This is a genomic window from Novosphingobium sp. BL-S-19 (assembly GCF_055521675.1).
Map to the genome: position 1 here is coordinate 1,985,554 of NZ_CM145497.1, position 18,327 is coordinate 2,003,880.

Below are 18,327 nucleotides of genomic sequence, written 5' to 3' on the forward strand. Positions count from 1 at the left end.
CGGTCGCTTGTCGATCATTGACAAAGCCTTGAACCTCACCGGCACGGAAGGTGACGACGAGCTCATTGGCGGCGCCCTTGCAGACACTATCGTCGGTCTTGGCGGCAACGATGTTCTGAGCGGCGGGAGCGGTGGCGATGACGTCATCGATGGCGGCGACGGGGACGACACCTTCATCGACGTGGGAACAGGTCAGGGAAGCGATGTCCTCACCGGCGGCAATGGCCGGGACTATTTCGAAATCTTTGCCGGCCAGACCACAGGATCGGGGGGCATCGACATCATCACCGACTTCACGGTGGGTGATGAAGGAGACATTCTGGGCATATTCATGGATCCAGACCTAGGAGGTCAGGGCTCCGTGCTCGTCAGCCAAGACGGCGCCGACACCGTAGTCTCGCTGGCCGTAAACGATGGCGGTGCTATCGTAACCCGGCCGCTTCTCCGCCTGTTGGGGGTCAACGCGTCAACGCTGACACGTGCCAATTTCGACGACAACAGCTTCGAATTGGTCCAGGACCAAATCATCGTCGGCGACGATGCCGACAACGTGCTGCAAGGCGGTTTCGGCAATGACCAGATTTCCGGGCTTGGCGGCAACGACGAAATCCACGGCGGCGCGGGCGACGATGTCCTTCTCGGCGGCGATGGCGATGACTGGTTTGAGGATACCCTCGGTGCCAACCAAATAGACGGCGGCGCAGGCAACGACACCTTCTGGAACCTGTCCTACGGCAATCAGTCCAACCGGATCACCGGCGGAGCCGGACGCGACCGCTTTGTCATCGGTGATGGCGGAGCCGGCGGCGGCGGTGAGATCGGCCTCATGTCTGCTGAATTCGGCGCAGCTGTGAGCGCGGGTCATGGCGATGTCATCACCGATTTCGAAACCGGGGCAGCCGGTGACATCATTGAACTCGATTCCGAGTCCGTAAACTGGGGCATCCATGGCCGCTCTGTCCTTGTCCGGCAGGACGGTGCCAATGCAATCGTTTGGGTAAATCGGTGGGACGACAATGCCCAAGCCTATGTTCCCACCACCCTGCTGACCCTCGAGAACGTCAACGCAAACGATCTCGTGCCCGAAAACTTCAATGTGCCGCTGATTGTGCGGACCGACGACATCGTCGTCACCGGCACGGCGGGCAAGGATGTACTCGACGGCGGATGGGGTAACGACCTCATCGATGGTGGCTATGGCAGCGATACCATCAGAGGCGACGACGGCGATGACCATCTGATCGGCGACAGCGGACTTCCACAGACCGATGCTCCCGATTTTGCCAGCTATTTTGGCCCCCTTTCCAACGCGCTCGTCAATACGCTCGGCGGGCCAGTCGGCTTTGGGGAAACCGCGCTTACCCGCAGCGACGATGGTGCCCAGACCATTGGCATTCCCACGGACTTCAACGCAGGTGTCGTCAACGTCGATGGAGTGGCCATCACGGCCGTACAGATCTCGACCAATGGCACTCTTACAATCGGAAATCTCGGCCTCAACATTTGGCCGCAGGATGCGGACACCCGTTCCGGCACGCACACGCCCAGTAGCGGCGGCAATTCCACAGGCAGCAATCTCGTCTGGGTCGACTTTGACGCGGCGACCAGCACGATCACGGTCACCTGGGACGATGTCTACGGTTACAACATCTCCACGCCCAATGCCTTCCAGGTGCAGATCAAGGTTCTTGGGGCCGACTCCTTCGACATCGTCTACCGCTACGAGAACCTGAACTGGGCGAAAACGGGAACGCCCAATGTCTACACCCCGTGGGAGACATTCCAGATCCCCCTCCCGTCGTTGGGCCCAGTCGATCTCGACAATGCGCTCGGAAATACGGGTGAACCCGGCGTTTGGGCGCTGCAACTTCGGGGAACGCAGCTCAGCACCGGAATCCCGCACGATGAAGACCAGCTCTACGGCGGGGCCGGCAACGATACTCTCGAGGGCGGTCTCGGGGAGGACTATCTGGATGGTGGAACCGGCAGGGACATCCTGACCGGCGGAGCGGGCCGCGACACCTTCGTCATTTCCGAAAGCAGCGAGACAATCGCGGGCGCGGACGTGGTGACCGATTTCCAAGTCGGCGCGAACGGCGATAGTGTCAATGTTCCCACTTGGGCCGCGATCGAATCTTCGGATGGGTACACCGTCCTCCTCAAACAGGCAGGTGCAGACGTTCTCGTCCAGTCGATTCTATCGACCGGAAGCGATGGCAGCCACGTCTTCGGCACCGCACTGGTGCTCCAGAACGTCAATAAGCAAGACCTTGTCGCGGCCAACTTCGGCGGCATGGGTTTCGCCACCACCGACAGTCAGTCGCTTGTCGGCACCACCGGAAATGACCGCCTTAGCGGCAGCCTGGGCAACGATCAGATCGATGGCGGCTACGGTTCCGACACGTTGTACGGCGGTGACGGCAACGACCACCTCATCGGCGATAGCGGCGAGACGGATCCCTCAGGCTCCAACAACGACGATACGCTGATCGGCGGTGATGGCGATGACCTCCTGGAGGGTGGTCTCGGCTCGGATTCTCTGGAGGGCGGAGATGGCGCCGATACCTTGATCGGCGGCGACGGCAACGATTATTTCGAATACGCAACCGATGACAATTCCGTCGACACCATGACGGGCGGCAGCGGCCGGGACGTTTATCGAAGGATCGATCCCTACTGGTTAGGCAATGCCGAAGACGTCATTACCGACTTCGAGGCTGGCGCCGCCGGCGACATCATCCAATTCAGCAATGAGTTGCATCCTGGCAATCCGTTCGAACTTGGCGTCCTGGTGGTCAAGCAGGATGGCGCGGACACGATCATTCTGACGACCTTGGGCGACAACGCGCCGCGATCGTTCTTGCGTCTCCAGGGAGTGGCTGCAGGCAGTCTGACGCCTGAGAATTTCGGCGGCTATGCCTTCCCATTGGACGGCGCTGTCGACATCGACGACACCGACGATGGTAATGTCCTCACTGGCAGTCCCTCGGATGACCGCATCTACGGTTTTGGCGGTGACGACACCCTTTACGGCTACGACGGTGACGACAAGCTCGCGGGCGGAACGGGCCATGATCTAATCGAGGGCGGCGATGGCAACGATTGGGTCTCGGGTCAGGATGGAAACGATTTCCTGGTCGGCGGTGCTGGGAGCGATATCCTCGCGGGCGGGACTGGCGACGACACGATCTTCGGTGGCACGATCAACCAAATCCTGGCCGATGATGACGTCTTCGAGGGCGGAGCAGGCGACGACAGCCTGACCGGCGGTTTCGGCAATGACCGCTATCGCTTCACTCGCGGCGATGGCCGCGACACGATTAGCGATGCCGGCGGCAGCGACCGCATCGAATTCACAGACGGAATCGCTCCCGCAGAAGTCACCGTCGTCCAGCTTGGAGCCGACATCGAGCTCAGGGTTGGCAGCGACGGCGGACGCATCCGGCTCTCCCAGGCGCTTTCGGCAGGCGATGCCGGAAAGATCGAGCAGGTGGCGTTCGCTGACGGGACGACATGGACCTGGACCGATGTGCTCGCGCGCTCCGTGATCGCGACAGCGGGCGACGATACGATCACCCTTGTCGGCGGCATCACGTCGCTTGCTGGCGGCGCCGGCAACGACACCCTAACCGGCTCCAATGGCAATGACACGCTCGCAGGCGGCACAGGGGACGACGTCCTCGCCGGCGGGCTTGGCGACGACACTTACCTCTTCAATCGCGGTGACGGACAGGACCGCATCTCCGACGCAAGCGGCGTCAACAAGCTCATCTTCGGCGAGAGTATCGCACCCGAGGATCTTCAACTGATCCGAGGCGCCTCGACGCTCATTCTCGCGATCGCCGGAACCGGCGACCGGATCAACCTTGGCGAGGCAGCTGCGCTTTCCATGGGCATCCAGTCCATCGAGTTCGCCAATGGTACTGTCTGGTCAGCAGCGACCTTACTGGCCATGGCGACCGATCCTACTGCCGGCGACGACATCGTTTACGGCTCGGACTATGCAGAGACGCTTTTGGGCGGCGCGGGCAACGACGAACTCTACGCCAATGGCGGCAACGACGTGCTACGCGGCGGCGCTGGCGCCGACCGGCTCGTCGGGGACATCGGCGATGACACCTACCTGTTCGGACGCGGCGATGGCCAGGATCTCGTCATCGATTATGGCGGCCTTGACACCATTCAGTTCGACGCGGGCATTGCGCCTGGCGACATCATCGTCGAGCAAAGCCTCGACGGCACGAACCTGATCCTCAAGATCCGGGACACCAACGATCGCATTACCATCCAAAATGCGATGAGCCAGAAGATCGAAGCGGTCCGCTTCGCGGACGGCACAGTGTGGACGGATCAGACCCTCCTTGCGATGGCCACTGTCGCGAGCACCGCGATCGTGACCGGCGATGCCGGCGACAACATCCTCGCCAGCGGTCCGGGCAACAATCTGCTGATCGGTAACGGCGGGAACGATACTTACCGCTATGCGCGGGGCGACGGGCGCGACACGATCCTCGACGCCTCCGGTTCGGTCAACGACACCCTCGAAATAGCAGGCTACGAGTTCGGTGAACTTAGCTTCGCTCGTCTCTCGCCGCAAAGCGACGACATCGTCATCCGCTTGCCCCAGACGGGCGACGAGATCGTCATCCGCAATGGGCTTGCCGATTTCCAGGGCATCGAGCGCATCCTGTTGACCGACAGTAACGTGGTCATAAGCCTGAGCGCTATTCGCTCCGCCGCACTCGCATCGCAGCAGACTGACGGCGACGACATTATCGCTGGCACTTCGGGAAGCGACATGCTCACCGGCGGGCGCGGCAACGACCTTATCAGCGGCGGCGCCGGTACCGATACCTTCATCTATCGTTCCGGCGACGGTGTCGATCGGATCGAAGGATACAGCCTCGATCCCGACGTACTTCGCCTTGAGAACCTTAACCCGTCCGACATCACAAGCACTGCGCGCGGCGGGCCGGACAATCTGGATCTCGTGATCAACTTTGCTGGTGGGACCGATCAGATCGTCCTGACCGGCGCTCTGGCATCGTCTAACCTATTCACCATCCGTTTTGCCGACGGCACAGTCTGGAACCTCGGGGCCATGCGCGCCCGGGCTCTTTCCGATATCGACGGGGCGAGCAACGATAAGGTCTACGGTTTCGACGGGGCCGATACGTTTGCCGCGCGAGCGGGAGACGACCTGCTCGCAGGCGCGGAAGGTGCCGACAATTATGCGTTCGGCCGCGGTAGCGGCAACGATACCATTCAGGACACCCAGGTCCAAACGGATCCGGTGGACACGGTCCTGATCGCCGATTTTGCTTCGACCGAAGCTTCGGTGTCGCGGCTGTTCCGCGGTAGCGAGTCAGTGCTCATCCGCTTCTCCTCGTCTACATCAGATAGCCTCACCATCATCGATGCGCTCGCGGCCGACGGCAAAGGCGCCGAGACAATCCGCTTCGCCGATGGCGTCGAATGGACCAAGGCGATGATGCGCGACCTGGTCGACAACCGCGCGCCTACCGCCATCGACGACGGCTATTACTTGCTCGTCGCCGGCCAGACGATCACCATTGCGGCCAGCGAACTTCTGGCAAACGACTTCGACGCCGATGGGGACATGCTTCACATCGTCTCGGTCGATGGTGGGCCCAATGGCACGGCGGTGCTCAACGCCGACGGCAATGTCGTGTTTACGGCGAGTAGTAGTTACTACGGCCCGACTTCGCTTACCTATATGCTGTCGGATGGGCGCAATGCCTTCGACAAGGCAGAGGTCAATATTCGCATCCGCCCTGTTGCGACCGCAATCGACGACAAGGGCTTTGCCGTTGTGGAAGACGGTTCGATCAACATTCGCGCCGAGCGCCTTCTTTCCAACGATCTCGACGGCGATCGCATGGTCATCGGGCAGGTTTTCGGCGCGGCAAACGGTATTGTATCGCTTTCAAGCGATGGCAACATTTCCTTCACGCCTACCGCCAACTTCAACGGCACGGCCGAGTTCAGCTACATTGCCAATACGCCGGAAGGCGGCTCGGCGACGGGCAAGGTCTTTATAACCGTCACGGCCGTCAACGATGCGCCCATCGCGCGCAACGATGGCACCATTTCGGGTACCGAAGGAATCGGATTCGCAATCGACCCGCTTTCGCTGCTCGCTAACGATAGCGACGCCGATGGCGACGCCCTTGCCATCCAATCGGTGATTTCCAACCCCGACATCGACGTTCACCTTGATGCTGACGGCATGATCCAGGTCCGCCCGCGCGACTACTTCTGGGGCAATGCCTGGTTCGACTATGTCGTCAAGGACCCATCCGGTGCGACCTCGACCGCGCGCGTCAATTTGTACTTTGCGCCTGTCAACGACGCCCCGCAGGCAGCCAACGACCGGATTGAGACCACGCAAAGCGGTGGCCCGGTCCTCGAAGACAATCCGATTATCCTCAATGCGCTTGCTCAGGACGTGAACGGTGTGATCGTTCCTGGCCTGTTGTCGAACGACATCGATCCGGACAACGACAGCCTCACGATCGTGGCTGTAGGCTCGGCCCACGGCGGCTCGGCTCAGCTTCTCGCCAACCAGACCATTCTCTTTACCCCAACCACCAATTTCAATGGCGATGCGTGGTTCGACTACCAGGTCAGCGATGGTCAGGGCGGCCTTTCGTGGGCGCGCGCGACGATCGCTTACCAGGCGGTGAACGATCGTCCCGTCGCCGGTGACGATCACTATGCGGCGAGTGGCAATCAGTTCCTTCGTGGATCCGAGGACGTCGCGATCGAAATCCCGATCATCGAACTGCTCAGGAACGACTTCGATCCGGAAGGCTTCACCCTCACATTTATGACCGATCAGGGCAGTGTGCCCACCGCGGTCAACGGCGACATCACATTCACCGACCACGGCACGATCATCTTCACGCCGGACGCCGATTTCTGGGGCGAGGCCAGCTTCTATTACCTGGTTTCCGATCCGGACGGCGCCTTCGACGACGGCAAGGTCACGCTATGGTTCGACAACGTAGGCGATGCGCCGCCAGTGGCCCGAGACGATTTCGTGGAAGTCCTGGAAGATGTTCCGGTGACCATTCCGATTTCGGCGCTGCTTGGCAACGATAGCGACATCGACCGTGATCCGATTCGCTTCATCGGTTTCCGCCCCAATCTCGGCCTTAACGGCACCCTCGAATTCGACGCCGACGGCAACATCGTGTTCACGCCCGATGCGAATGCCACAGAAACGAGCGGGTTCTTCTACCAGATCACCGACGACACCGCTGAAGGCGGCATCGCCGAAGGTTACGTCGACCTGTCGATCATCGCTCAGCCCGACGATCCCACCGCGGTCGATGACTTCGACTTCGCGACACCGCTCGACGTGCCATTGGTTCTGCGTGTGTCCGAGCTCATGGCGAACGATTTCGATGTCGACGGCGGGCCCCTGCCCTATTTTGTGGCCATCGAGGAGGTCCTCGATCCCGTCCAGTTGGCGCTTGGCAACCGCGTCAGCATCGGCACGGCCGAAGTGGTCACCTTCTCTGGCGAACAGTTCGTCATCGTACGCTTCAACCCCGGCTATGCGGGCGAAGCAACGATCCAGTACCGGATCGCCGACCCGACTGGCCTCGAGGACACCGGCTTCGTGCACGCGTCCGTCGAAAGCACTTACGGTGGTTCGCTGCGCGGTAGCCGGTACGTCGACTATATCGTCGGCAATGCCCAGAATGAGGTGATCGAAGGCCTCGCCAGCAACGATTATATTCTTGCTCTGGGCGGCAATGATCGCATCGAAGCCGGCGACGGCGACGATGTCATCGATGCCGGCGACGGGGATGATATCATCGACGGCGGCTTTGGAGCCGATCACATCACCGGCGGCGCTGGCTATGATACCGTGGTCTTCGCAGGCTCCAATGTCGGCGTCCGCGCCGACCTGGAATCGCGCGTCGGCCAGGGCGGCACCGCCGCTGGCGACACCTATATCGGTATCGAAGCCCTCACGGGCACCGACTACAATGACCAACTCGGCGGCGATTCCGCCGACAATCGCCTCGAAGGCGGTGCCGGCAACGACACGCTGGAAGGGCGGGCCGGCAACGATATCCTGATCGGCGGCCTCGGCAACGATACGTTGGACGGCGGCACTGGCGCAGACGTCATCAACGGCGGCGAAGGAACGGACACCGTCAGCTACTTCGATGCGACGGACAGCTCGGCTTCGACCGAAGGTGTGCATATTTCACTCGGCAATGGCACTGCCTCGGGCGGTGACGCTGCGGGCGATACACTCATCAGCATCGAGAACGTCATCGGTACCGATTATGACGATGAAATCGAGGGCGATGCCGGCGCCAACCGGCTTGAGGGTGGACGCGGCAATGACATTCTTCGCGGCGGCGCCGGAAACGACGTTCTGATCGGGGGCCGCGGTGCCGACATTCTGATCGGAGGCGATGGCGAGGACATTGCCGATTATTCGCTTTCGTCCGAAGGCATCACGATCGACCTTGCCGACACCATGGCAGGTGGCGGAGATGCATTGGGCGATGTTCTTTCGGGCATCGAGATCGTCCAGGGCTCCTACCATGACGACATCATGCGCGGCGATGGAGCAGACAATCGCCTGCGCGGTGGCAGAGGCGCCGACCTGATCGATGGGCGCGGCGGCTTCGACATTGCCGATTATGCATCGGCCGATGAAGCGGTCTCCGTCGATCTCTCGCTTGGTCAAGGTCTCGCCGGCGAGGCTCTGGGCGACACGCTTGTCGACATCGAGATGCTTGTAGGCTCGGTATTCGCCGATACATTCATCGGCTCGGCCGGAAACGACAGTTTCGACGGTGGCTACGGGCAGGATATACTCAAGGGCGGCTTTGGCTCTGACACCTATCTGCTGGGCTTTGACAGCGATAACGATCAGGTCATTGAACTGGGCGCGGCGAGCGATATCGACCGCGTCGCCATCAAGGAAGGCGCCCTTCCCAGGGACATCTCGCTGATTCGTCAGGGCGACGATCTCCTCATCGAGTTGGAGAACGTCGCCGGGGCTCTGACCTTCGATACCATGCTCATCAAGGATCATTTCCTTGGCAGCGAAACGGGTATCGAAGAGATCGTTTTTGCCAATGGCACGGTCTGGGATCGGACCAAGATCGACAACCTCGCCCGCATCGGCCGTTTCAATGCCGAGGACGACGTCTATCTCTTCGGCGTAGAAGACGAGATCGCCATTATCGATCCGGCTACCCTGCTTGCCAACGACGCGCAGGAAGGCGTCGATCAGCTGGTCCTGAAATCGGTTAGAGGACTGGACGGCGGCACCGCCTGGATCCGCGAAGACGGCAGAATCGCGTTCCAGGCCCCGGCAAACTTCAATGGCCAGGCCCATTTCGAGTACGTGGTAGCCGACCCGTATGGACGCGAATCCACCGGCCAGGTTCGCGTCAATGTCGCCGCGGTCAACGATGCTCCTGTAGCGGTTGCCGACAGCAATGCCGCGCTGCACGGAGTTGAGGACCAAGTCCTGCGCATTCGCATCGACACGGTCCTCAAAGCCAACGATTATGACATCGACGACAATTGGGAAGACCTGCGCATCGTCGGCATCACGCCGCTACTGGATGAGAACGGCGACCCGATCGATGCCTTTGACTACGATGGCAACGGCGGATCCTGGACCGCAGGGACCAACCTGTCGGCACGTGTCGTTGGCGACTATCTCGAGATCATCTCGCGCACCGATTTCTACGGGTTCGCGGGCTTCAACTATATTCTCGAGGATCCCTCGGGCGCTCGTTCGCTGGCGCCGATCGAACTCTACTTCGACGCAGTCAACGACGCGCCGCGCGGTTCCAGTCAGTATGCACAGAGTGTTCGCTTTGGCCGAACCACCAGCATCTCTGTGGCCGATCTCATGCGCACCGTTTACGATGTCGAGGGCGACGCGATCAGCTTTGTCGGCCTCCATGCCGGAGCCGACGGCGATGCGGCGGCCAATGGCTCGGCGCTTCTGGATGGCACCTCGATTGCCTTCACTCCAGACGGTGAAGGCACCGCCGCCATCTCTTTCGATGTGATTGACGAACGCGGCGCGAGCGCCACCCTCACCTATTATATCCACGTTCTCCCGGCAAATTATGCGCCGCAGGCGGTCGGTGATCGCTTCACGATCCTCGAAGATCAGACGATCGTCATCGACATAGCCACGCTGCTTGCCAACGACCGCGATGCGGACGGCGACGTCTTGACCTTCGTTGGCGTGGAACGCTTTGCCGACAACGGCAAGGTGAGCATCAACGATCAGGGCCAGATCGTCTTCAAGGCGCGCCCCGATTTCAACGGCAATGCCGGCTTCGAATATACGATCAGCGATGGCCACGGGGGCAGCGCGACCGGATATGTGTCCGTCTCGATCCTGCCTCAGAATGACGGCGCGACGCTTCGGGATGATCTCGTCACAGGTCTCGAAGACCAACCCCTGTTTGTTATCCCTGCCGAAGCATTCGGCAACGATATCGAACCGGAAGGCGATGTGCTTTTCTTCCACAGCGCGGGCGTCCTTGGCGTTCTAGACACGCGCTATCTGTCGGCCGATTACACGGTGATCGCCAAGCAGGCGAACGGCGAAGACCTGCCAAGCTGGCTGAGCTTCGATGCTGCAACGATGACCTTCACAGGTGAAGCGCCCGCCGGATCGAGTGTCACGGTCAACGTGATCCTCAAGGATGCAGCTGCAGGTAGCTATGCCCAGCGCTTCACGTTCAGTAGCGCCAACAATCAAAGCCTGGCCGGGGGCCTCTCCGTTGCTGGAACGGTTCTGGATGGTTTCACCGTTCGCGAAGCCCACCATAGTGAAATCGCATTCGGCTCGGATAATCTCGGCGTGGGCGTTACGGTCACTGCGACCCTAGCCAATGGAGACCCGCTGCCAACATGGCTGGTCTTCGACCCCGCGACCTTGCGGCTGAGCGGGACGCCAGGCGGCGGGAGCACCGCGCCTTTCGACGTCGTCCTGACCTTCACGGGTCCGGCAGGCGCTGCCGGCGAACCATCGGTATCCTTCAGCGATTCCGTGACGATCGATCCGAGCACGCTGGGCACAGGCGCTAGCTACGACAGTGACATTGCGCTCTTCGATGTCCACCAGGGCACTTTCTCGGCCAGCCTCGAAGGCGGACGGTCGCTACCAGACTGGCTGGCATTCGACCTTGATACAATGACCCTCTCGCTCACGGGCGAGCTTCCCGGTGCCGGCGCACAGCCGGTCCGATTCCAGCTTACCTTTACGCCTGACACACCAATCGTACCGGACGGAACCTATTCCGCGGCCAAACGCGGTTTCACGCTGGAATTCGTCATCGATCCGGCTGCCCCGATCGATCCGGCCATCAACGCGCTTCTGCAGCAAAGCGATTTCTTCAAGTCGCAAGGGCTGTTTGCAATCGATCTCGGCACCGCCGCCGGAATATCCGCCAAGCGGGAGAGCGAAGCGTCGCTGCCGGACTGGCTGTCGTTCAACGCCGAGACGCTCTCGTTCGACGGCACTCCCCCGCCTTCCTATGTCGGTGCCTTGGGGGTCCGCCTCGATGTCTCGGGCACCAACGGCAATTTGCCGAATTTCTCCATCCTCACGGATGTTGTCGTCGATGCCGGCTTTACGCTTGCCCCAGGCGGCACAAACGGCATCGGAGTCCATACGTCTGGCGAGCAGATCGATCTGTCGGCGCCGAAGGATTTCAACGGCTCGATCGCGCTCACCTACACAACGGCGGATGAAAAGGGCGGCATTTCGCACAATAGCGGCGTCATCGTCGTCAACGTCCTGCCAACCGCCGAAAAGCCTGTCGCGGTTGAAGACAATCTGGCCACTATTCAGGGCGAGCCACTGACGTTCGCGCTGATGGACCTGCTTGCCAACGACCGCGAGGATGACGGCGACTATCTGCGTGTGAAATCCGTATCCACGACCGGACATGGCACCCTCGTTGTGAACAACGGCCAACTGACGTACGGCCCACCGGCCGGGCTCGCCTCGGCCGGATCGACATGGTCGGCGAAGCTGGCAGGCGGATCGGACCTGCCCACGTGGATGACTATCGACAGCGCAACGGGCCTCATTACCGCGACGGTGCCCTTTGATCTGCGCCAGACTTTTGAGATCGTCTGGACTGCAACATCAGCAGGAAACAGCCAAAGCGCCTCTGCAAGCCATCTGTTTGACGGCAAGCTGATCGCGACCGTCACCTATACTCCGGAAACGGGATGGTCTGGTGAGGACAGCTTCAGCTATGTCATCACTGACGACCTTCAGGGTGACAGCAGCTCCAGCGTCCGCATCGCGGTAGCCGGACGCCATCTGGCCCCCAATGCCGGATCCGACAGCTTTTCGACGATCGAAGAGACCCCAATCGTTATCACCGCAGCGCAATTGCTGGCGAATGACCACGACGTCGATGGCGATCCTATCCGGTTCATCGATGTTCTCAATGCCGCTCACGGAACGGTGAGCTTCGACGGCGTGAACATCACCTTCACGCCGGACGACGATTTCAGCGGTCAGGCAGGTTTCGACTATGTGATTACCGATGACGTCGATGGACCCACCACAGGGACCGTCGTCGTCAACGTGCAGTCAACCAACCACGCCCCTACCGCTGTCGCAGATGTGTTCGCCACAAACGAGGATACGCCTTTCGAATTCACGGCGGCCGACCTCATTGGCAATGACAGCGACATCGATGGCGATACGGTCCGCTTCGTCTCGCTCGAAATGGCTAGCGATCTCGGCCGCATCCAGCGTTTGCCCAGCGGGCGCTACAGCTTCATCCCCAAGGAGAACGCAAGCGGGACCGCCACATTCCGGTACACCGTCAGCGATGGCCGATTGACAAGCACGGGCACATTCTCCTTCGAGATCGCGCCAGTGAACGACGCACCTTACGCCAATTCCGATGGTGTGGGCACCGGCAACAACCCTGACGGCGTGTTCATAGGCGAGCAGGACACTGCGCTTGTGATCGACCTTGCCGATCTGCTGGTGAACGATCGTGACATTGAAGGCGACTCCTTCACGATCGTCGAGTTGCTCGACGGCGACAATGGAACCATCGAGATGGTCGGTAACACGGCCGTATTCCGGCCCCGCGAAGGGTATTTCGGCAACGCCGCCTTCTCCTATCGGGTAACCGACGTCCATGGAGCCGACAGCATCGGCACGGTCTCGCTCACGATCCTCCCCCAGTTCAATATTCCGATCGCGGTCTCGGACCACGGCTTTGGAATACTCGAAGACAGCTACATCGACATCGACCCGGCGCAGCTTCTGGCCAACGACTACGATCCAGAAGGTGAGACAATCTCCTTCCTCGGCTTCCTGGGTGCGCCAGCCAATGCTTCCCTCACGGCGCTCGATGACGGAACCTACCGCATAACGCCAGCCGCCAATTTCAACGGCACCTTGACGCTGACCTACGCAATAACCAACGCGTCCGGTTTCCCTGTCACGGCGACCGTCGACATCGAGGTCCTGCCCGTCAATGACGCACCGATCGCAGTCGACGATAGCCTCGCACTCACCGAGGACGAACCGTTAACCCTGTTCATCACTGAGCTTCTCGGCAACGACATCGAGCCCGATGATCAGGCCATTGTGTTCAATGGCCTCGGTGAGATGCACGGGGTGACTGTCACGAACAACGGGATCGGCCAGCTCATCGTCACGCCGGACGCCGACTTCAATGGCGCGGCCTGGTTCGACTACGAGGTCATCGATTCGGCAGGCCTCGCGGACACGGCGCGAGTCCTCGTCACCGTTACGGCCGTGAATGATGCTCCGATCATCACGGCCATTCCGGCCTTGCGCGGTGTCGAGGATCAACCATTTGCCGCCACTTTGCCCGCGTCTCTGGCTTACGACGTCGATGATGATGCGATCCTGGTCGAGGTTCGCGGTATTGGCGGGACGGCTCTTCCGTCCTGGCTTGCCTACGATCGACAGACCCGGTCGTTCACCGGAACACCGCCTGCCAATTTCAACGGCGTCGTGTCGCTCGAGGTTTACGCCTCCGACCAGACTACTTCGGTCATCAAAGAGTTCGCGATCGTCATCGATGCGGTCAACGATGCTCCGGTTTTGACCACCGCGCTTGCTGACATAAGCATTGCCGGGTCCACGGCGATCGACGTCACTCTTCCTAGCGGAAGCTTCACCGACGTTGACGGCAATGCGCTGACACTGACGGCTCGTGTCGCTGGCGGCAGCGAACTGCCTTCCTGGCTCGCGTTCGACGGTTCGCGCTTCACTGGCACAGCTCCGGCAGGCTTTACGGCCCTCGATATCGAAGTGATCGCCAGCGATGGCACCCTCGCAGCCTCGGATGTCTTCCGTCTGACCATCGATGCTGTGGGCTGGGAAAACCATGCGCCGGTGGTTCTGCAACCGCTGGCAAATGTATCCGCCATCCGCGGCGCGGCGTTTGACGTCGCGGTCCCTGTCGGCACGTTTGGCGATCCCGACGGTGATGCCCTGTCGTACACCGTGTCGTTGTCCGATGGCTCGCCGCTGCCGACCTGGCTGACGTTTGCCAACGGTCATCTGACCGGAACCGTCGCTGCGGGCGCACTGGGCGATTACCAAATTCGTGTCACCGCCAGCGATGGCAGCCTGACCTCCAACGATGTCTTCACGCTCTCGGTGAACATGCTGCCGACCGGCCCAGAACTGACGCCAGGCCAATGGGAGCAATTCAGCGACGGAAACGATCGCATCGTCGGCCGAGGCGCCATAAATACGAGCCTCTGGGGGCTCGGCGGTGATGATTATCTGACCGCAGACAATTGGACGGTAAACCTCTCAGGCGACGACGGAAACGACATCCTCGAATTCATGTCCTATGGGGCAAGAGGCGAAGGCGGGACCGGCATCGACACCTTCATCTTCGACGGTTTTGCGCTGCTTGCAGGCGGCGAGGATACGACCTGGGCGACAATCACAGATTTCGAGCACGGAACCGACCGCATCGGCATCGTCAACGGTACGGGGGGCATCAATAGTTTCGCCGATCTCGCTGGCCATCTCGTCCAGAACGGCGCGAATGTGGAGATCGCCCTCAAAGGCTTACCGGCGATCGTCATCGAGAACATCGCGCTTGCCGATCTAAATGCGAGCGACTTCATGTTCGGCAATTGGGCAACCTCGGGCGGGTCCGGCCCAGCTCCGGTCGCCGGCTCGGTGCCATGGCCCACCACGTCGATTACGCGGTATCTTAACGATTGGGAAAACATCGGCAACGCGAGCGAGCGCATCGTCGGAAATGGTACTAACGCAACATCCGTCGAAGCCTTGGACGGCGACGATTACATCACCGTCGATGGATATAGCGTGAGTGTTTACGGCGGGCGTGGCAACGACGTCATCGAACTCTTCGGTCCGAGCGGCTACGCGATGGGCGGTGCCGGATACGATTACTTCGTATTCGACTCTGCCCAGCTCAGCGGCGATGGATGGGAGCGATGGGCTACCATCGGCGACTATCACCACGGCATCGACAAGCTCGTCTTCCTTAACGGCAGCGACGGCCTTGAAAGCTTCGCGGATATCCTTCCGTTCATGGCGCAGGATGGCGACAATGTGACCATCACGATCACCGGCCATTCTCCGATCGTGATCGAGGATATCGCGCTGGCCGATCTTGATGCCGAGGACTTCCTGTTTGTCACACAGCCGCCGGCACTGACCGCCGGTCTCGACGGCCAAGCTCTCCGGATTGGATCGACCGCAGGATTGCAGTCGATTTCAGCGAACGGCCACGCAAACGTGACCGTCACGGGGACCAGCAGAGCGGATGCACTCGATTTTACCTCTGTAACACTGTCGGGCATCGCTGCGATCAACAGCCTCGAAGGCGACGACCAGATCATTGGTTCCGCAGGAGCCGATACGATCCAGGGCGGTACCGGTACCGACACCCTGAACGGGGGAAGCGGCAACGATACGCTCGTGGGTGGTGCCGACAACGACACACTCAACGGCGGCTCGGGCGACGATCTGTTCAAGGTCAGCGGCACAACCGATGGCTACGACGCGATCGACGGCGGCGCTGGCAATGACACGATTACCGCACAGGTGAACAACACTGCTATCGGCCTAATCAGTCTCAGCGGTATCGAGACCATAACTGCCGGCACCTACTCGGGCGTCTACGTCCGGGGTTCGGACGCTGCCGATTTCCTTGATTTCAGTGGTACGACGCTCGTCAACATCACCAAAATCGACGGCGGCTTGGGCGATGACACGATCATCGGCTCCTCCGGAAATGATACGATCCTGGGCTCCGCTGGCAGCGACTTGCTTTCCGGCGGTGCAGGTAATGATATTTTCCAGTTCACCGGATCGGCTGCGGGCAACGATATCGTTGACGGAGGGGCAGGAAGCGACAGCATCGTCACACTGGCCAATAATACTGTCATCCGTCTCACCGCGTTCTCGAATATCGAGACGATCTCCGGCGGAAGCTACAGCGGTGTAACGATTGCCGGGAGCGAAGGCGACGACAGCCTCGACTTCACAAACGTGACGCTTACCGCGATCACGAAAATTAGCGGCAATGGCGGCAACGACACCATTTTCGGTAACAGCGCGGCTAATGTCATTTCCGGGGGTGACGGCAACGACACGCTCAATGGCGGTGATGGCAATGACACCATCACTGGAGATGCCGGCGACGATGTCCTGATCGGCGGCACCGGAAACGACAGCCTTAATGGCGGTGCCGGAACCGATTGGGTCGATTATTCGGCCTATACCGCCAATCTCTCCGTGAGCCTTGCGGTGACCGCCGCCCAAACCGTGACCGGGAGCGAAAGCGACACCATTACAAATGTCGAAAATCTCCGCGGAGGCTCGGGCAACGATACGTTGACCGGCTCAACTGCAGCCAACGTTATCGAAGGTGGCAGTGGCAACGACCGGATAGTTGGAGGCACCGGCAACGATACGATCAACGGCGGTGCCGGGACCGACGTCGCCGTGTACGCCGGTCTGTACACCACCTATTCCATCTCTGCGTCCGCAGGAACGATCCGGATCGTCGACAATGCCGCCTCTCAGGATGGCAATGACGGTACCGACACCCTGACAAGCGTTGAGACTGCCGAATTCAAGAACGGTGTGCAGATCGGACTTGCCGCCCCGATTATCCTCGATCTCGACGGCAACGGTATAACCACCCTATCGGCCGCCATGAGCCATGCACGTTACGACATGGACGGCGATGGCCTTGCCGATGACACGAGCTGGATGGGCAGCGGCGAAGGAATGCTGTTCTTCGATCGTGATGGGAACGGGACGCTCACGAACGCGGGCGAGTTCAGCTTCATCAATGACATTCCTGGTGCGGCAACGGATCTGGCAGGCCTCAGGGCATTCGACAGCAATGGCGACGGGATCCTATCAGCCGCCGATGCCCGCTTTGCCGGCTTCCATGTCTGGCAAGACAGGAATGGCGATGGAGCGGTCGACGAGGGCGAAGTATCGACCCTTCAAGGCTCGAACGTTCAGTCCATAAACCTCGCAGGAGTGGCCAGCGAAGGGAGCTACGCGCTCGGCGATGTGATCGTCGCCAACACCGGCAGCTTCACTCGAACCGATGGCTCAATTGCCGGCTTCGTCGATGCGACGCTGACATATTTCTCCGCAGCGTCTGTCGCAGCGACGGATATCGGTGGCCTTAGGGGACGTCCCGAAACAAACGGGTCGCCGCGGCAGGCGCCGTCTCCCTCCATCGTCGATCCATTCGCCGCGGCCGACCAAATCGCCGCAGCCTTGCACGATGCGATGGAATTCCCCGAAATCCTCGTCAGCGGGTCGGGATCGCGACATGGCAACCTTGCAGCGATCCTGGAGAAGCTTCCTGCGCTCGAAAAACACACACCCGATGACGAGCTTTTCCTCGATGCCAGGAAGATTCGACAAGGGGTCTCCTCCTCGCAGACGGCCCGCATCGACCGCGCCGCTGCATCCATGATTGAGGGTATGGTTACATTCGGGGCCGAGAGAACCAGCGAAAGCCTCGCCAGCTGGAAGCAGGATGCCGTAAAGCCTGTGGATTTCTTTGCCTGAAACCCAGGCCAATCGTCGGCGTAGGCATTCGTGACTATTCCGGAGGGCTCGGCAGACGTCGAGCCCTCCATACTTCCTCCCAGTTCACCCTATGAACAAATTGTAAGACCTGAGCTCTGCTCGCCAAGTGGAGCGCCGCCGGGGAGATGAAGGTTTATAAGCGCCGCAGTAGCTGTTGACTTGCGATAATACCCGCATGATAC

Annotated in this window: 1 protein-coding gene (only partly in view); it reads left to right on the top strand. The window is 60.5% G+C overall.

Annotated elements, in window-relative coordinates; all coding sequences use genetic code 11:
• Positions 1-18,124, top strand: the 3' portion of a protein-coding gene (locus tag ACZ1JV_RS08315) for a tandem-95 repeat protein (protein ID WP_465149065.1). Its footprint begins 11,675 nt before the window's first position; 18,124 of the gene's 29,799 nt are visible here — the last part of the coding sequence; its start codon lies off the left edge, out of view; its stop codon occupies positions 18,122-18,124.
• Positions 18,125-18,327: the final 203 nt, after the last annotated feature.